This is a genomic window from Agromyces sp. NPDC055520, from assembly GCF_053619715.1.
The window spans coordinates 74104-89503 of the sequence record NZ_JBSHJY010000010.1; the positions used below are offsets into that span (position 1 = coordinate 74104).

The 15400-nt window shown below is 69.4% G+C and carries 13 protein-coding genes; 10 read left to right on the top strand and 3 right to left on the bottom strand.

Annotation, left to right across the window (positions count from 1 at the left end):
• Positions 1 to 11 precede the first annotated feature (11 nt).
• Positions 12 to 1052, top strand: coding sequence for a phenylalanine--tRNA ligase subunit alpha (gene pheS, locus ACWGST_RS06935; RefSeq protein ID WP_452045925.1), 1041 nt, complete (start codon positions 12 to 14; stop codon positions 1050 to 1052).
• A 3-nt stretch (positions 1053 to 1055) separates the two neighbouring features.
• A complete protein-coding gene (gene pheT / locus ACWGST_RS06940; protein WP_452045926.1) occupies positions 1056 to 3581 on the top strand; it encodes a phenylalanine--tRNA ligase subunit beta in 2526 nt (841 codons plus the stop codon).
• 51 nt (positions 3582 to 3632) lie between these two features.
• On the opposite strand, the gene ACWGST_RS06945 is transcribed toward pheT, so the two are convergent.
• A complete protein-coding gene (locus ACWGST_RS06945) occupies positions 3633 to 4619 on the bottom strand; it encodes an NAD-dependent epimerase/dehydratase family protein (RefSeq protein WP_452045927.1) in 987 nt (328 codons plus the stop codon).
• Positions 4620 to 4943: 324 nt separating this feature from the next.
• Here ACWGST_RS06945 and argC point away from each other — a divergent pair, with 324 nt between their 5' ends.
• The 7 genes from argC to ACWGST_RS06980 are packed head-to-tail and all read left to right on the top strand — an operon-like array spanning position 4944 to position 12312.
• On the top strand, positions 4944 to 5987 hold the full coding sequence (gene argC, locus ACWGST_RS06950; protein ID WP_452045928.1) for an N-acetyl-gamma-glutamyl-phosphate reductase: 1044 nt from the start codon (positions 4944 to 4946) through the stop codon (positions 5985 to 5987).
• Complete coding sequence (argJ, locus tag ACWGST_RS06955; RefSeq protein WP_452045929.1) at positions 5984 to 7141, top strand: bifunctional glutamate N-acetyltransferase/amino-acid acetyltransferase ArgJ; 1158 nt, start codon at positions 5984 to 5986, stop codon at positions 7139 to 7141. The genes argC and argJ overlap by 4 nt, the downstream gene beginning before the upstream one ends.
• A gap of 2 nt (positions 7142 to 7143) precedes the next feature.
• Positions 7144 to 8046, top strand: a complete 903-nt coding sequence (gene argB, locus ACWGST_RS06960; protein WP_452045930.1) for an acetylglutamate kinase — start codon at positions 7144 to 7146, stop codon at positions 8044 to 8046.
• A complete protein-coding gene (locus ACWGST_RS06965; protein ID WP_452045931.1) occupies positions 8043 to 9230 on the top strand; it encodes an acetylornithine transaminase in 1188 nt (395 codons plus the stop codon). The genes argB and ACWGST_RS06965 overlap by 4 nt, the downstream gene beginning before the upstream one ends.
• Before the next feature lie 33 nt (positions 9231 to 9263).
• Positions 9264 to 10196: an ornithine carbamoyltransferase gene (gene argF / locus ACWGST_RS06970; RefSeq protein ID WP_452045932.1), complete on the top strand. Its 933-nt coding sequence runs from the start codon at positions 9264 to 9266 to the stop codon at positions 10194 to 10196.
• Positions 10193 to 11698, top strand: a complete 1506-nt coding sequence (gene argH / locus ACWGST_RS06975; protein ID WP_452045933.1) for an argininosuccinate lyase — start codon at positions 10193 to 10195, stop codon at positions 11696 to 11698. The genes argF and argH overlap by 4 nt, the downstream gene beginning before the upstream one ends.
• Positions 11695 to 12312 carry a DNA-3-methyladenine glycosylase gene (locus ACWGST_RS06980; protein ID WP_452045934.1) on the top strand — a complete coding sequence of 206 codons (618 nt, stop codon included), beginning with the start codon at positions 11695 to 11697 and terminating at the stop codon, positions 12310 to 12312. Before argH ends, ACWGST_RS06980 begins: the two co-directional genes overlap by 4 nt.
• 36 nt (positions 12313 to 12348) lie before the next feature.
• Here ACWGST_RS06980 and ACWGST_RS06985 read toward each other — a convergent pair whose 3' ends face one another.
• Together ACWGST_RS06985 and ACWGST_RS06990 are read right to left on the bottom strand one after the other, a co-directional pair.
• Positions 12349 to 12951, bottom strand: a complete 603-nt coding sequence (locus ACWGST_RS06985) for a hypothetical protein (protein WP_452045935.1) — start codon at positions 12949 to 12951, stop codon at positions 12349 to 12351.
• A complete protein-coding gene (locus ACWGST_RS06990; protein WP_452045936.1) occupies positions 12948 to 13553 on the bottom strand; it encodes a DNA-binding protein in 606 nt (201 codons plus the stop codon). Before ACWGST_RS06990 ends, ACWGST_RS06985 begins: the two co-directional genes overlap by 4 nt.
• A gap of 128 nt (positions 13554 to 13681) precedes the next feature.
• Here ACWGST_RS06990 and tyrS point away from each other — a divergent pair, with 128 nt between their 5' ends.
• Positions 13682 to 14971: a tyrosine--tRNA ligase gene (gene tyrS, locus ACWGST_RS06995; protein WP_452045937.1), complete on the top strand. Its 1290-nt coding sequence runs from the start codon at positions 13682 to 13684 to the stop codon at positions 14969 to 14971.
• The last annotated feature ends 429 nt before the right edge of the window (positions 14972 to 15400 follow it).

Sequence of the window (15400 nt, forward strand, 5' to 3'; positions counted from 1 at the left end):
ACTCGGTTCTCGTGTCCGAGCCCCGTGAAATCACCGAGAGCGCCGTCCAGACGGCGGTCGACGCAGCCCTCGCGGCCATCGCGTCGGCCGGCGACTCCGCCGCGCTGAAGCAGGTCCGCACCGAGCACACGGGTGAGAAGTCCGCCCTCGCGCTCCTGAACGCCGAACTCCGCAACGTTCCCAACGAGCAGAAGGCCGCACTCGGCAAGCTCGTCGGCGGCGCGCGGGGTCGTGTGAGCCAGGCGTTCGCCGCCCGTGAGGCCGAGATCGTCGAGGCCGAGGCCGCCGCGCAGCTCGCGGCGGAGACGTTGGACGTCACGGCGCTCGCGTCGCGGTACCGCCCGGGTGCGCGGCATCCGCTGTCCCTCCTGCAGGATCGCGTCTGCGACGTCTTCACCGGCATGGGCTGGGAGATCGCCGAGGGCCCCGAGGTCGAGAGCGAGTGGTTCAACTTCGATGCGCTGAACTTCGACGCCGACCACCCCGCGCGCGCCATGCAGGACACGTTCTTCGTCGATCCGCCCGAGTCGCACCTCGTGCTGCGCACCCACACGAGCCCGGTGCAGATCCGCTCGATGCTCGAGCGCGAACTGCCGCTCTACGTGCTCGCACCGGGTCGCGTCTACCGCACCGACGAGTTCGATGCCACGCACCTGCCCGTCTTCATGCAGTTCGAGGGCGTCGCCGTCGACAAGGGCCTCACGATGGCGCACCTCAAGGGCACCCTCGATCACTTCGTGAAGTCGATCTTCGGCGACGAGGCGAAGATCCGCCTGCGCCCGAGCTTCTTCCCCTTCACCGAGCCGTCGGCCGAGCTCGACTTCTGGCACCCGACCTTCAAGGGCGGCGCGCGCTGGATCGAGTGGGGCGGCTGCGGCATGATGCACCCCAACGTGCTGAAGGCGGCGGGCATCGACCCCGAGGTCTACACCGGGTTCGCCTTCGGCATGGGCATCGAGCGCGGGCTCATGCTCCGCAACGACGTGCAGGACATGCGCGAAATGATCGAGGGAGACATCCGCTTCTCCCAGCAGTTCGGAATGGTGGTCTAGAACATGCGGGTTCCACTGAGTTGGCTCGCCGAGTACGTCGAGCTCGTGCCGGGCACGACGCCCGAAGACGTGCACGCCGCCCTCGTGAAGGTCGGCCTCGAAGAAGAAGATGTGCACACGTTCGACCTCGAGGGTCCGATCGTCGTGGGCGAGGTGCTCGAGTTCGTCGAGGAGCCGCAGTCCAACGGCAAGACCATCCGCTGGTGCCAGGTGCGCGTCGCGCCCGAGGGCGAGACCGCTGCCGACGGCGGCGACGCCGTGCACGGCATCGTCTGCGGCGCCCGCAACTTCTTCGTCGGCGACAAGGTCGTCGTGACGCTGCCGGGCGCGGTGCTGCCCGGTCCGTTCCCGATCGCTGCTCGCAAGACCTACGGTCACGTCTCCGACGGCATGATCGCCTCGGCCCGCGAGCTCGGCCTCGGTGAAGACCACGATGGCATCCTGCGCCTCTCGACGCTCGGCATCGACGCGCCCGTCGGCACTGACGCGGTCAAGCTCCTCGGCCTCGATGACGCCGCGATCGAGATCAACGTCACTCCCGACCGCGGCTACGCGTTCTCGATCCGCGGCGTCGCGCGCGAGTACGCCCACGCCACGGGGGCCCGTTTCCGAGACCCCGTCGAACAGGCTGCGCCGGTGGATGCTTCGGCCGACGGGTTCGCCGTCGTGATCGACGACTCCGCTCCGATCCGCGGCAGGATCGGCTCCTCGGTCTTCGCCACGCGCATCGTGCGGGGCGTCGACGCCTCCAGCCCGACGCCCGCGTGGATGATCGCGCGGCTGAAGCTCGCCGGCATCCGCTCGATCTCGGTGCTCGTCGACATCACGAACTACGTCATGCTCGAACTCGGCCAGCCGATCCACGGCTACGACCTCGACCAGCTGCGCGGCGGCATCGTCGTGCGGCGCGCGACGGCGGGCGAGACGTTCACCACGCTCGACGGCAAAGAGCGCACGCTCCACGTCGAAGACCTCGTCGTCACCGACGACCGGGGGCCGATCGGCCTCGGGGGCGTCATGGGCGGCGCAGAGACCGAGATGGGCGATGAGACGCGCAACGTGCTCGTCGAAGCCGCCAACTGGGACCCCGTGTCGATCGCACGCACCGCACGTCGTCACAAGCTGCCGAGCGAGGCGGCCAAGCGCTACGAGCGCGGCGTCGACCCAGAGATCGCGGCCGCGGCCGTCTCGCGCGTCGCTCAGCTGATGGTCGACCTCGCGGGCGGCACCGCCGACCCCGGGGGCTCTCTGATCTCGACGGCACCCGAGCGCGAGGCGATCTTCCTTCCCGCGGGCTTCGTCTCGTCGATCATCGGCGTCGAGTACACCGAAGACGAGGTGCACGACGCGCTCGCCGAGATCGGCGGCGCCATCACGGCCGTCGACGGCGGCTTCTCGGTCGTGCCGCCGGCCTGGCGCCCCGACCTGACCGGTCGCGAAGAGCTCACGGAGGAAGTCGCTCGCCTGATCGGCTACGACCGCATCCCGTCGGTGCTGCCCGTCGCGCCTCCTGGCCGTGGCCTCACGCGCTCGCAGCGACTTCGTCGGCGAACCGCCGACACGCTCGCGGCCGCCGGTTCGACGGAGGTGCTGTCGTTCCCGTTCGTCTCCGCGGCCGACAACGCCGTGTTCGGCAGTGCCGACGGCGTCCCCGTGGCATCCGTGCGCATCGCGAACGCCCTCGACCAGACCGTGCCGTTCCTGCGACGCTCGCTCGTGCCCGGCCTGATCGGCGCCGCGCGGCGCAACCTCTCGCGCGGACTCACCGACCTCGAGCTCTTCGAGATCGGCACGGTGTTCCTGCCCGAATCCGGCCGCACCTACGGCTCGCTCGAGCTGCCGGTGGGCAACGCGAGGCCGAGCGACGAGGTGCTCGCGGCCCTCGACGCCGGCATTCCGCCGCAACCGCGACACCTCGGAGCACTCATCGTCGGCGACGTCGTGGCGAAGCAGCCGGGTCAGCCCGCCGTGCACGCCGGCATCGCCGACGCACTCGACATCGTGCGCCAGGTCGAACTCGCGACCGGTGCCCGCATCGACGTCTCGCAGGGATCGCACCGGGCCATGCACCCCGGCCGCACGGCCGAGCTGCGCGTCGCGGGCACCCTCGTCGGCTATGCGGGCGAGCTGCTGCCGGCACTGGCCCTCGAAGCCGACCTGCCGCGAGTGGTCGCGGTCGTCGAGCTGGACCTCGATGCCGTCATCGACCTGACCGATTCCGCCCTCGAGGCGCGAACGATCGACACGATGCCCGCTGCGACGCAAGACCTGTCGCTCATCGTGCCCGTCGATGTCGCTGCCGCGCAGGTGGCCGCCGCGATCCGCGAGGGCGCCGGCGCGCTGCTCGAGCACGTCTCGATCGTCGACGACTATCGCGGCCAGGGCGTGCCCGCGGGCGCGAAGAGCCTGACGTTCGCGCTCAGGTTCCGGGCCGACGACCGCACGCTCACCGCAGCAGAGGCGAGCGAGGCGAAGCTCGCCGGCGCCGCCCTCGCGAACGAGCGCTTCGGGGCGACCATCCGGGAGTAGACGACCTTCGGAGGGAGCCGGTGCCGGTGCCGTGCCTTGTGTGAATGAAGGTCAGGCGCCGTAGCGATCGGCGATCCGGTCGAATGCGGCATCCAACTGCGGGTCGACGACCTGTCGTGAAGCATTCGCATCGTGCCACGCGATGATCTCGCGAGCCCCCCGCCAGAACGGCACGACCGCCCGGTACTCGGGCACGAGCGACTTCACCTTCGTGTTGTCGAAGATGACCGAGTGCGACTTGTCGCCCAGCAGGCCGGGGCCGTGTTCGGGCAGCTCCCGTGCCAGCGCATCGCTCGCGACGTGCACCGGAGTGAACTCCGCCCCGGCGGCACTCGCGAGGCACCCGAAGATCTGGTTCCAGGTGAGCACCTCGTCGGAGGTGATCTGAAAGGCCTCTCCGATGGCTCGATCGTTGCCGAGCAGCCCCGTGAAGGCGACCGCGAAGTCCTGAGTGTGGGTGAGCGTCCAGAGACTCGTCCCGTCGCCCTGCACGACGACCGGGGCGCCACGGCGCATACGGTCGATCGCGGTCCAGCCGCCGAGGATCGGAGCGCTTGTACGGTCGTAGGTGTGCGAGGGCCGGACGATGGTCGCAGGGAACCCGCGCTCGCGGTATGCGGCGACGAGCAGGTCTTCGCCCGCGATCTTGTCGCGGGAGTACTGCCAGAACGGATTCCGGAGCGGTGTCGACTCGGTGATCGGCAGGCGGGCGACCGGTTTCTGATAGGCCGATGCCGACGAGATGTAGACGTACTGCCCACACCGATCTCCGAAGATCTCGATATCGCGTTCGACCTGCGCGGGCGAGAACGAGCGGAAGTTCGCGACGACGTCGAACTGCCGGTCGCCGATGGCCGCCGCGACGGATGCCGCGTCGTCGGCGTCACCGATCAGCTGATGCGCCCCGGCGATCGTCGGTCGCAGACGGCTCGTGCCGCGGTTCAAGAGGGTCAGCTCGTCGCCTCGCTCGACGACGCGGGCGCTCGCCGCTGAGCTGATGACGCCGTTGCCGCCGATGAACAACACGCGCAGAGCCATGGTCTCCTCCTCGGCGACGCGGGTGAGAAGTGCCGCCGGGTCGAGCCTATGCCGACGACGCCGGCGAGTGCGTTTGCGCGGCACGCTCGGCTCCCGATAGGGTCACTGCATGTCCGCCGCTCGGTTCGCAACCCCCGCACGCATCTCGCGTGTCGTCGTGGAGCGCAGCCGACGTCGTGGCGAGCGCCGACTCTAGGCGACCCGGGCGTGCGGCTGCGCAGCCGTCACCGCGTGTCGCCGGAGCCATCCTCCGACCGCGCCGACCTTCAGGTCGTGTGCGTTGCCGGGGAGTCACTCGACCACTCCGACCTTTAAGGTGGAACCATGACGTTCTCCGTCGCCGTTTCCGGCGCGTCCGGCTATGCCGGAGGCGAGATCCTTCGCCTCCTCGCCGACCATCCCGATTTCGACGTGCGCACCGTGACCGCGCACTCCAACGCCGGCCAGCCGCTCATCGCGGTGCAGCCGCACCTGCGCAGCTACACGCATCTCACGCTGAAGGACACGACAGCCGAGAACCTCGCGGGCCACGACATCGTGTTCCTCGCGTTGCCGCACGGGGCATCCGGTGCCATCGCTGCGCAATTGCCGACCGAGACCCTCGTGATCGACTGCGGTGCCGATCACCGTCTCGAGAGCAAGGCCGACTGGGCGGCCTTCTACGGCGGCGAGTTCCACGGTGCGTGGACGTACGGCGTGCCAGAACTGCCCCGCCTGTCGGGCACGCAGCGCGACCGGCTCGCGAAGACGAAGCGCATCGCGGCGCCGGGCTGCAACGCATCCACGGTGGCGCTGTCGCTCGCACCCGGCATCCGCGCGGGCGTCATCGAAGCGACCGACCTGGTCTCGGTGCTCGCGGTCGGTCCGTCGGGTGCAGGCAAGAGCGCGAAGACCCATCTGCTCGCGAGTGAGATCCTCGGTTCTTCCAACCCCTACGCGGTCGGCGGCGTGCACCGGCACATCCCCGAGATCCAGCAGGCGCTGCGCTGGGCGGGCGGCGGCAGCCCGACCATCTCGTTCACCCCCGTCATCGTGCCGATGGCGCGCGGAATCCTCGCGACCTCCACGGCGCGCGTCGTGCCGGGTACGGATGCCGCGACGGTCCGCGCCGCGTGGGAAGACGCCTACGCGGGCGAGCGCTTCGTGCAGCTGCTGCCCGAGGGTCAGTTCCCGCGTACGGCCGACGTGCTCGGCGCGAACACGGCGCTCCTCGGCCTCCAGATCGACGAGAACTCGGGTCGCGTCGTCGTGGTCGCCGCCGTCGACAACCTCGTGAAGGGCACCGCGGGTGCCGCCGTCCAGTCCGCGAACATCGCACTCGGGCTCACCGAGTCGACCGGCCTTCCCGTGAACGGAGTCGCCCCGTGACCGTCACCCATCCACAAGGGTTCGAAGCGACCGGCATCGCCGCAGGCATCAAGCGCTCGGGTGCGCTCGACCTCGCGCTCGTCGTGAACCGCGGCCCGGCGCAGCAGGCGGCGGTCGTCTTCACGTCGAACCGCGCCCAGGCCAACCCGATCATCTGGTCGAAGCAGGTCGCGGCCGATGGCATCGTCTCGGCGATCGTGCTGAACTCCGGCGGCGCCAACTGCTTCACCGGGCCCGAGGGGTTCCAGGTCACGCACCGCACGGCCGAGGCGGCCGCGTCGGGACTCGGTGTCGCGGCCGGTGACGTGCTCGTCTGCTCGACCGGGCTCATCGGCGACCAGCTCGACGGCGAAGTGCTCGAAGAGGGGGTCGTCTCGGCGATCGCGCGCCTGTCGAGCGACGCGGGCGCGGGCGATGACGCCGCCCGCGCCATCATGACGACCGACACGAAGCCCAAGACGGTCGTCGTCGAGGGCGCCGGTTGGTCGATCGGGGGCATGGCGAAGGGGGCCGGCATGCTCGCGCCCGGCCTCGCCACGATGCTGGTGGTCGTGACGACGGATGCCGCGTTGCCGGCCGATGCGCTCGACACCGCGTTGCGCGCCGCCACACGTGTGACGTTCGATCGGCTCGACTCCGACGGCTGCATGTCGACGAACGACCAGGTCACCCTCCTCGCGAGCGGCGCCTCGGGCGTCACCCCCGATCTCGCCGAGTTCACGGCCGCGCTCACCGAGGCCTGCCGCGATCTCGCACTGCAGCTGCAGGCCGACGCCGAGGGGGCGAGCCACGACATCGCGATCGAGGTCGTCGGCGCCGTGACCGACGACGACGCGGTCGAGGTCGGTCGCTCGGTCGCCCGAAACAATCTCTTCAAGGCCGCGATCTTCGGCAACGACCCCAACTGGGGTCGGGTGCTCGCCGCCATCGGCACCACGAGTGCACCGTTCGACCCCTACCTCGTCGACGTCTCGATGAACGGGGTGCGCGTCTGCCACGCCGGGCGGCCCGACGCCCCCCGCGATCAGGTCGACCTCACGCCGCGCGCGACGCACGTGCTCATCGAGCTGCATGCGGGCGAGGCATCCGCCACCATCTTCACGAACGATCTCACGCACGACTACGTGCACGAGAACAGCGCCTACGCGAGTTGAGCATGAGCGACGACACAGAACCCGAAGACATGAACGACGCCGCGGCCAAGGCCCAGGTGCTCATCGATTCGCTGCCCTGGCTGAAACGATTCCACGGCGAGACGATCGTCGTGAAGTTCGGCGGCAACGCCATGGTGAGCCCCGAACTGCAGCGCGCGTTCGCCGAAGACATGGTCTACCTGCGCTATGCGGGCATCAAACCCGTCATCGTGCACGGCGGCGGCCCCCAGATCTCGGCGATGCTCGAACGGCTCGGCATTCAGAGCGAGTTCCGCGGCGGCTACCGGGTCACGACTCCCGAGACCATGGACGTCGTGCGCATGGTGCTCTCCGGCCAGGTCAACCGCGAGCTCGTCTCGCTCATCAACGAGCACGGGCCGATCGCCTCGGGGCTGTCGGGCGAAGACGCCGGTCTCTTCACGGGGCGCCGGCGAGGTGCCGTCGTCGACGGCGAAGAGGTCGATCTCGGGCTCGTCGGCGACGTCGTCGCGGTCGATCCGGCCGCGGTGCTGGCCGCCCTCGACGCCGAACGCATCCCCGTGGTCTCGTCGATCGCGCCCGACGGCGACGTGACCGGGCAATCGCTCAACGTGAACGCCGATTCGGCCGCTGCCGCGCTCGCCGTCGCGCTCGGCGCTGCGAAGCTCGTGATTCTCACCGATGTCGCGGGCCTCTACCGCGACTGGCCGAATCGCGATTCGCTCGTCTCGGTCATCGACGTGCCGTCGCTCATCGAACTGCTGCCGAACCTCGAGTCGGGCATGATCCCGAAGATGGCCGCGTGCCTCGAGGCTGTTGAGGGCGGCGTCGCGAAGGCCGCCATCATCGATGGGCGCATCCCGCATTCGATTCTGCTCGAGGTCTTCACGCAGTCGGGCATCGGCACCGAGGTGGTGGCGGCATGAACGACTGGCAGCTGCGGTTCGACCAGCGCATCATGCGCTCCATCGGCATGCCGCTCGCGAAGCTCGAGCACGGCTCGGGCGCCTGGGTGACGGATGCCGCGGGCACGACGTATCTCGACTTCCTCGCGGGCATCGCGGTGAACTCCCTCGGTCACGCCCATCCGGTATTCGTCGAGGCCGTCACCGCCCAGGCGGCGAAGCTCGCGCACGTGTCGAACTACTTCACGACCGAGCCCGCGCTCGAACTCGCCGAGCGGCTGGTGCGGCTCGCGGGAGCCGGGCCCGACGGGCGCGCCTGGTTCGGCAACTCGGGCGCCGAGGCCAACGAGGCGGCGTTCAAACTCGCACGGCTCAACAACTCGGGCGGTGCGCGCACGCGGGTGGTCGCGCTCGTCGACGCCTTCCACGGGCGCACGATGGGCTCGCTCGCCCTCACCGGCAAGGCGCACATGCGGGCGCCGTTCGAGCCGATGGCGGGGGGAGTGGAGCACATCCCGGCGACGGTCGAGGCGCTCGAGGCCGCCATCGACGATGCGGTCGCGGCCGTCTTCGTCGAGCCCATCCAGGGCGAGGCCGGCGTCGTCGAACTGCCCGAGGGGTTCCTCGAGGCCGCGCGCGAGCTGACGCTCCGCCACGGCGCCCTGCTCATCGTCGACGAGATCCAGACCGGCGCCGGCCGCACGGGCACGTGGTTCGGCTTCCAGCACGCGGGCATCAGGCCCGACGCGATCACGGTCGCGAAGGGCATCGGCGGCGGCATCCCGATCGGCGGCCTCGTGACGTTCGGCCACGCTTCCCAGCTGTACCAGAAGGGCCAGCACGGCTCCACCTTCGGTGGCAATCCGCTCGCGACCGCAGTGTCGAACGCGGTGCTCGGCGAGATCGAGCGTGCCGGCCTCGTCGGCAACGCCGCCGTGCGCGGCCCGCAGTTGCGCCGGCGCATCGAGGCGATCGGCTCGCCGCTCGTCGCGGGCACGCGCGGACGCGGCCTGCTCGTCGGTGTGGGGCTCACCGCCCCCGTCGCCGGCGACGTCGTCGCCCACGCGATGCGCCACGGCCTCATCGTGAACGCGGCGAACGACACCACCATCCGCATCGCGCCGCCGCTCATCATCGGCGACGCCGAGATCGACGAGTTCGAGGTGCGCTTCGCGCGTGCGCTCGCCGATGCTCACCCGTACTGAACCGACCGACCTCTCCACGAACGGATGCACCGCATGACCCGCCACTTCCTCCGCGACGATGACCTCACCCAGGCCGAGCAGACCGAGATCCTCGATCTCGCCGTGCAGCTCAAGGCCGATCGCTGGTCGCAGACGCCGCTCACCGGTCCGCAGACCGTCGCCGTGATCTTCGACAAGTCCTCGACGCGCACGCGCGTGTCGTTCGCGGTCGGCATCGCCGACCTCGGCGGCTCGCCGCTCATCATCTCGACGGCGAGCAGCCAACTCGGCGGCAAAGAGACCCCGTCGGACACGGCCCGCGTGCTCGAGCGCATGGTCTCGGCCATCGTCTGGCGCACCTACGCCCAGTCGGGACTCGAAGAGATGGCGGCCGGCACCACCGTGCCCGTCGTCAACGCGCTCTCCGACGACTTCCACCCGTGCCAGCTGCTCGCCGACCTGCTCACGATCCGCGAGCACAAGGGGCGCCTCGCCGGCCTGACGGTCACGTTCCTCGGCGACGGTCGCAGCAACATGGCGCAGTCGTACCTGCTCGCCGGCGCGACGGCGGGCATGCACGTGCGCATCGCCGCTCCGTCGGAGTTCAGCCCCGAGGCATCCGTCGTCGCCGATGCCGAACGCATCGCGGCGACCACCGGCGGATCCGTGGCCGTCGTCGCCGACGCGCGCGCGTCGGTGACCGGCGCCGACGTCGTCGTCACCGACACGTGGGTGTCGATGGGCAAGGAAGACGAGAAGGCGCATCGCGTCGCGACCTTCGGCGGTTACCAGGTCGATGCCGACCTCATGTCGCTCGCGGCATCCGATGCGGTGTTCATGCATTGCCTGCCTGCCGACCGCGGCTACGAAGTCACCGCCGACGTGATCGACGGATCGCAGTCGATCATCTGGGACGAGGCCGAGAACCGCCTGCACGCGCAGAAGGCACTGCTCACCTGGCTGCTCGCGAAGAAGGACGCCCGATGAGCGACGCGAGCGGCACCAGCGGCACCGGCGACGCGAACGGCGCCGGCGACGCGAGCGGCACCGCGGGTGCGGCCGAGGCCCACGGCACCAATGAGGGCTCGCTCTGGGGCGCACGATTCGCGAGCGGCCCGTCGCCCGAACTGCAGCGCCTCTCGAAGTCGACGCACTTCGACTGGCAGCTCGCGGGCTACGACCTCGCGGGGTCGAGGGCGCACGCACGTGCTCTCGCGGCCGCCGGATACCTCGAGGCCGACGAGCTCGCGGCCATGCTCGCCGGTCTCGACACACTCGAGACGCGCGTCGTCTTGGGAGAGATCGTCGCGGGCGACGCCGACGAAGACGTGCACGGCGCCCTCGAGGCCGCGCTGATCACGATCGTCGGCCCCGAGCTCGGCGGCAAGCTCCGCGCCGGCCGCAGCCGCAACGACCAGATCGCCACGCTCGTACGCCTCTACCTGAAAGACCACGCCGCGACCATCGGCCGCGACCTCGTGCACCTCATCGACGCGCTCGCGGCGCAGGCCGATGCGCATCGCACGGCGATCATGCCGGGTCGCACGCACCTGCAGCACGCGCAGCCGGTGCTGCTCGCGCACCACCTCCTCGCGCACGCGTGGGCGCTCTCGCGTGACCTCGAGCGCCTCGTCGACTGGACGAAGCGAGCCGATGTCTCGCCCTACGGCGGGGGAGCGCTCGCGGGTTCGACGCTCGGGCTCGACGCGGCATCCGTCGCTCGCGATCTCGGCCTCGCGAGCCCCGCCGAGAACTCGATCGACGCGACGGCGAGCCGCGACGTCGTGGCCGAGTTCGCTTTCATCACGGCCATGATCGGCATCGACCTCTCGCGCTTCGCCGAAGAGATCATCCTCTGGAACACGCGCGAGTTCGGCTTCGTCACGCTGCACGACGGCTACTCGACGGGCTCCTCGATCATGCCGCAGAAGAAGAACCCCGACATCGCCGAGCTCGCGCGCGGCAAGTCGGGCCGTCTCATCGGCAACCTCACGGGGCTGCTGTCGACCCTGAAGGCGCTGCCGCTCGCATACAACCGCGACCTGCAGGAGGACAAGGAGCCGGTCTTCGACTCCGTCGAGACGCTCGAGGTGCTGCTGCCGGCGTACACCGGCATGGTCGCGACGCTGACGTTCCACACCGAGCGCATGGCCGAGCTCGCGCCGGCCGGCTTCTCACTGGCGACGGATGTCGCGGAGTGGCTCGTGAAGCGAAAGGTGCCGTTCCGCGACGCCCACGAGATCACCGGTTCGCTCGTGCGTTACGCCGAAGAGCACTCGCTCGAGCTCGACGCCGTCGACGACGCCGCACTCGCGGCGATCTCGCCGCACCTCACGCCCGAGGTGCGCGACGTGCTCACGGTCGAGGGCTCGGTCGCGAGTCGCGACGGCATCGGCGGCACCGCTCCGGTGCGGGTCGCCGAGCAGTTCTCGCAGCTCGCCGACCGGGTGCGTCATCTGGTGGCGGGCCTCCCCGAGGCGCGCGGTTGACCGGACTCTTCACACCTGATCGGGAGTTCTTCCTTCAAGATCCCGTCGTGCTCGCACCGCTCCTGCTCGGGGCGGTGCTGAGCTACGACGCCCCCGACGGGCGGGTGGCGATCCGGCTGTCGGAGCTCGAGGCCTATCGGGGTGTGGGCGAAGACCCCGGCTCGCACGCGTTCCGGGGCCGCACCACGCGCAACGAGGTCATGTTCGGGCCCCCAGCGCACCTGTACGCGTACTTCAGCTACGGCATGCACGTCTGCCTGAACATCGTGGCGCGTCGCGAGGGTCTCTCGTCGGGCACGCTCATGCGCGGGGCCACCGTCGTCGACGGCATCGAGGTGGCGCGTCGCCGCCGCCCGGGGGTGAGCGACCGCGATCTCGCGCGTGGGCCGGGCCGGCTCTCGAAGGCGCTCGGGGTGCCGCTCGACCTCCGCGGCAGCGATCTGCTCGCGCCGCCGTTCAGCTTGCAGGTGCCCGTGACCCCGCTCCGCTCGGCGAGCGGTCCGCGCACCGGCGTGGGCGGCGAGGGCGGCGGCTCGAAGTACCCGTGGCGGTTCTGGCTGCCCGGCGACGAGGGCGTCTCACCGTATCGGCGCCACAAACTCGCGGCCGACTGACGGCTTGGGCACGCGGCATCCGCTTCGTGAAGATCGCTACCGCAGCGCGAGGTGCACGACGAGTGCGCCGGCGCACGCCCAGATGAGGCTCGCGAAGGTGCCGATGATGAAGCGCTCGCGCGCCTCGGGCGCCTCGAGCTCGGTGAAGCGGCCGACGCCCTTGACCGCCACGACGATCGCGAGGGCCTCGGGAAAGCCGGCGATGATGGCGCCCGCGGATGCGATGCGCTCGAGCACGCCGATCGTGAGTCCGCCGCGCAGCACCTCGCGCTTCGCGGTCGGCTGCACGCCCCGACGTACTTCGTCGTCGGTTCGCTTCTCGGCGACGATGATGCCGCCGTGCAGGCCCGGCGCGACCGCGCCGCCCATGGCGAGGTCGAGGGCGGTGGCGGCTGCCGGGCTGCCGCCGAACACGGCGATGACGAGGCCCAGCACCGTGATCAGCGGGGCGAGGCCGAACTGAGCGGGGCTCGCAGCCGACGCCGCGGCGAGCAATGCGATGCCGAGTGTGCCCGCCGCGAACCAGATGTAGGCGCGGCGCGGCCGAAGGTAGGCGAGCACCGAGAGCGTGGCGGCGGCGACGAGCGAGATCACGAGGGCCGACCAGGTGATGGCATCGCCGATGACGAAGAGGGTCATGCGCGGGCTCCTGTCGCGTTGTCGAGGTTCTCGAGCAGCCTAGCGAGCGCGGGAACCGCGTCGAGCTCTGCGCGGATGTTCGCCGACTTCATGCGCGAACTGATCGCCGGCGCGCTCACCCCGAGTTCGTCGGCGATCTCCGATTGCAGTGCGCCGGCGACGATGCGGTCGTAGACCTCCCATCCCTGCTCGGAACGGCGTTCACGCAGCAGGAGCGCGAGCCTGAACAGTGCTTCGACGTGCACGGCGTCCTCGTGCGCCGCGTCGATCGCGAGTCGCGGCGAGCTCTTCTTGGCGCGTTCGACCGCGTCGCGAGCCGCGAAGAAGGCCTCTCCGCTCGCCTCCCTGATGTCGTCGGGCAGCGGGAGGCGCACCTCGCCGAGCCCGATGCCGACGCTCCACTCGCCGTCGCGGGTGAGTTCGAAGACGACCTCGACGACCGTGCGGGCGTCGCTCGTGATCAGCTGGATCTCGTCACCCGCGTTTCGGGCGACGGGCAGCAGCAGTGTGTCGCCGTGCTCGCGCTGGATCCGATCGCGTTCGGCACCCGCGAGGTCGGCGCTCGTGCGGCTGGAGACCTGGTCGGCCGTGACCACGATCATGTCCACCCTCCTCATCATTCAGCTTGTACCCTTTATCAGTGCTTGAATAAGCATACATCATTAACTGATGCTCGGTTAGAGATGGAGGCTGATCCGCCCGCTGATACTCTGACGGAGTGTCAGACCCCGTGATCCTCAGTACCCAGCAGAACGACGCCGCTTTCGCAGACGTCTGGGAGGAGCTCGTCTGGCGCGGCCTCGTGCACGTGTCGACCGACCAGGCTGCGCTGAAAGAGCTTCTCGCGGGCGAGCCGATCACGTTCTATTGCGGCTTCGACCCCACCGCGCCGAGCCTGCACCTCGGCAATCTCGTGCAGATCCTCACGATGCGGCGCATCCAACTGGCCGGCCACAAGCCGCTCGGCCTCGTCGGCGGTTCGACCGGCCTGATCGGCGATCCGCGACCGACGGCCGAGCGCACGCTCAACACGAAGGAGACCGTCGCCGAGTGGGTCGGCTACTTGCGCGGGCAGGTCTCGAGGTTCCTCTCGGCCGAGGGCGACAACGCCGTGCGCATGGTCAACAACCTCGACTGGACGGGTGGGCTCAGCGCCATCGACTTCCTGCGCGACATCGGCAAGCACTACCGCGTCGGCACGATGCTGAAGAAGGACGCGGTCGCGTCGCGCCTGAACTCCGATGCCGGCATCAGCTACACCGAGTTCAGCTACCAGATCCTGCAGGGCTTCGACTACCTCGAGCTCTACCGCCAGTACGGTTGCGTGCTGCAGACGGGCGGCAGTGACCAGTGGGGCAACCTCACGAGCGGCACCGATCTCATCCACCGAGTCGAAGGCGCGAGCGTGCATGCGATCGGCACGCCGCTGGTCACGAATTCCGACGGCACCAAGTTCGGCAAGAGCGAGGGCAATGCGATCTGGCTGGATGCCTCGATGTGCAGTCCGTACGCGTTCTACCAGTTCTGGCTCAACACCGATGACGCCGACGTGATCTCGCGGCTGAAGATCTTCACCTTCCTGAGCCGTGAGCGCATCGACGAGCTTGCGCAGCTCGTCGAGACCGAACCGTTCAAGCGCGAGGCGCAGCGGGTGCTCGCGAACGAGGTCACGACGCTCGTGCACGGAGCGGAAGCCACCGAGGCGGTGATCGCGGCCTCCCGAGCGCTGTTCGGGCAGGGTGATCTCGCCGCGCTCGATCGCGCGACGCTCGAGGCCGCCTTGCGCGAGCTTCCGAACACCACGGCGACGACGGATGCCTCGGTGGTGCAGTTGCTCGTCGACACCAAACTCGTCTCGAGCCAGAGCGAGGGCCGGCGTGCCATCGCCCAAGGGGGAGTGTCGCTCGACAACGTGCGCATCGAAGACGACGCAGCGACGCTCGACGGTCGCGTGGCGGCCGGCGGCATGGCGGTGCTTCGCCGTGGCAAGAAGACCCTCGCCGGAATCTTCGTCGAGTAATCGTTCGAGTACGACTCGCAGACCCCGGTCGCTCACTTCGGTGAGGGCCGGGGTTTTCGCGTATTTCCGGGCGGCACGACGCGACACGCCCGGGATGCAGGTGGAATTTGCGCACCCCCCGGATTCCCCGTAATGTAATCACTCGTTGCCCCACAGGAGCGGAAGAGCGGAACAGCGGAAAGCGTCCAGCTCATCCTCCTCAAGCGGCACGAAGATCCCAAACCTCGAAGACATCGTCTTCCCGTGTTTGAAGCGTTCGGATCCGTCCTTTTCAGGATGCCCGAATGAGAACGAAAATGCTCCGGCAGTTCGATCCGATCAGGATCGTGCACCGGGTGCGTCCGTTCCTTGAGAACTCAACAGCGTGCACTATGTTCAATGCCAATTTTATTGAACCCCAGCCTTTGCTTTTCGGAGTGGGGGTATGGA

Excerpts from the sequence above, each read along its gene's own strand:
- pheT (WP_452045926.1), top strand. The coding sequence starts at position 1,056 with ATGCGGGTTCCACTGAGTTGGCTCGCCGAGTACGTCGAGCTCGTGCCG.
- ACWGST_RS06945 (WP_452045927.1), bottom strand. The coding sequence starts at position 4,619 with ATGGCTCTGCGCGTGTTGTTCATCGGCGGCAACGGCGTCATCAGCTCA.
- argC (WP_452045928.1), top strand. The coding sequence starts at position 4,944 with ATGACGTTCTCCGTCGCCGTTTCCGGCGCGTCCGGCTATGCCGGAGGC.
- argB (WP_452045930.1), top strand. The coding sequence starts at position 7,144 with ATGAGCGACGACACAGAACCCGAAGACATGAACGACGCCGCGGCCAAG.
- ACWGST_RS06965 (WP_452045931.1), top strand. The coding sequence starts at position 8,043 with ATGAACGACTGGCAGCTGCGGTTCGACCAGCGCATCATGCGCTCCATC.
- argF (WP_452045932.1), top strand. The coding sequence starts at position 9,264 with ATGACCCGCCACTTCCTCCGCGACGATGACCTCACCCAGGCCGAGCAG.
- argH (WP_452045933.1), top strand. The coding sequence starts at position 10,193 with ATGAGCGACGCGAGCGGCACCAGCGGCACCGGCGACGCGAACGGCGCC.
- ACWGST_RS06985 (WP_452045935.1), bottom strand. The coding sequence starts at position 12,951 with ATGACCCTCTTCGTCATCGGCGATGCCATCACCTGGTCGGCCCTCGTG.
- ACWGST_RS06990 (WP_452045936.1), bottom strand. The coding sequence starts at position 13,553 with ATGATCGTGGTCACGGCCGACCAGGTCTCCAGCCGCACGAGCGCCGAC.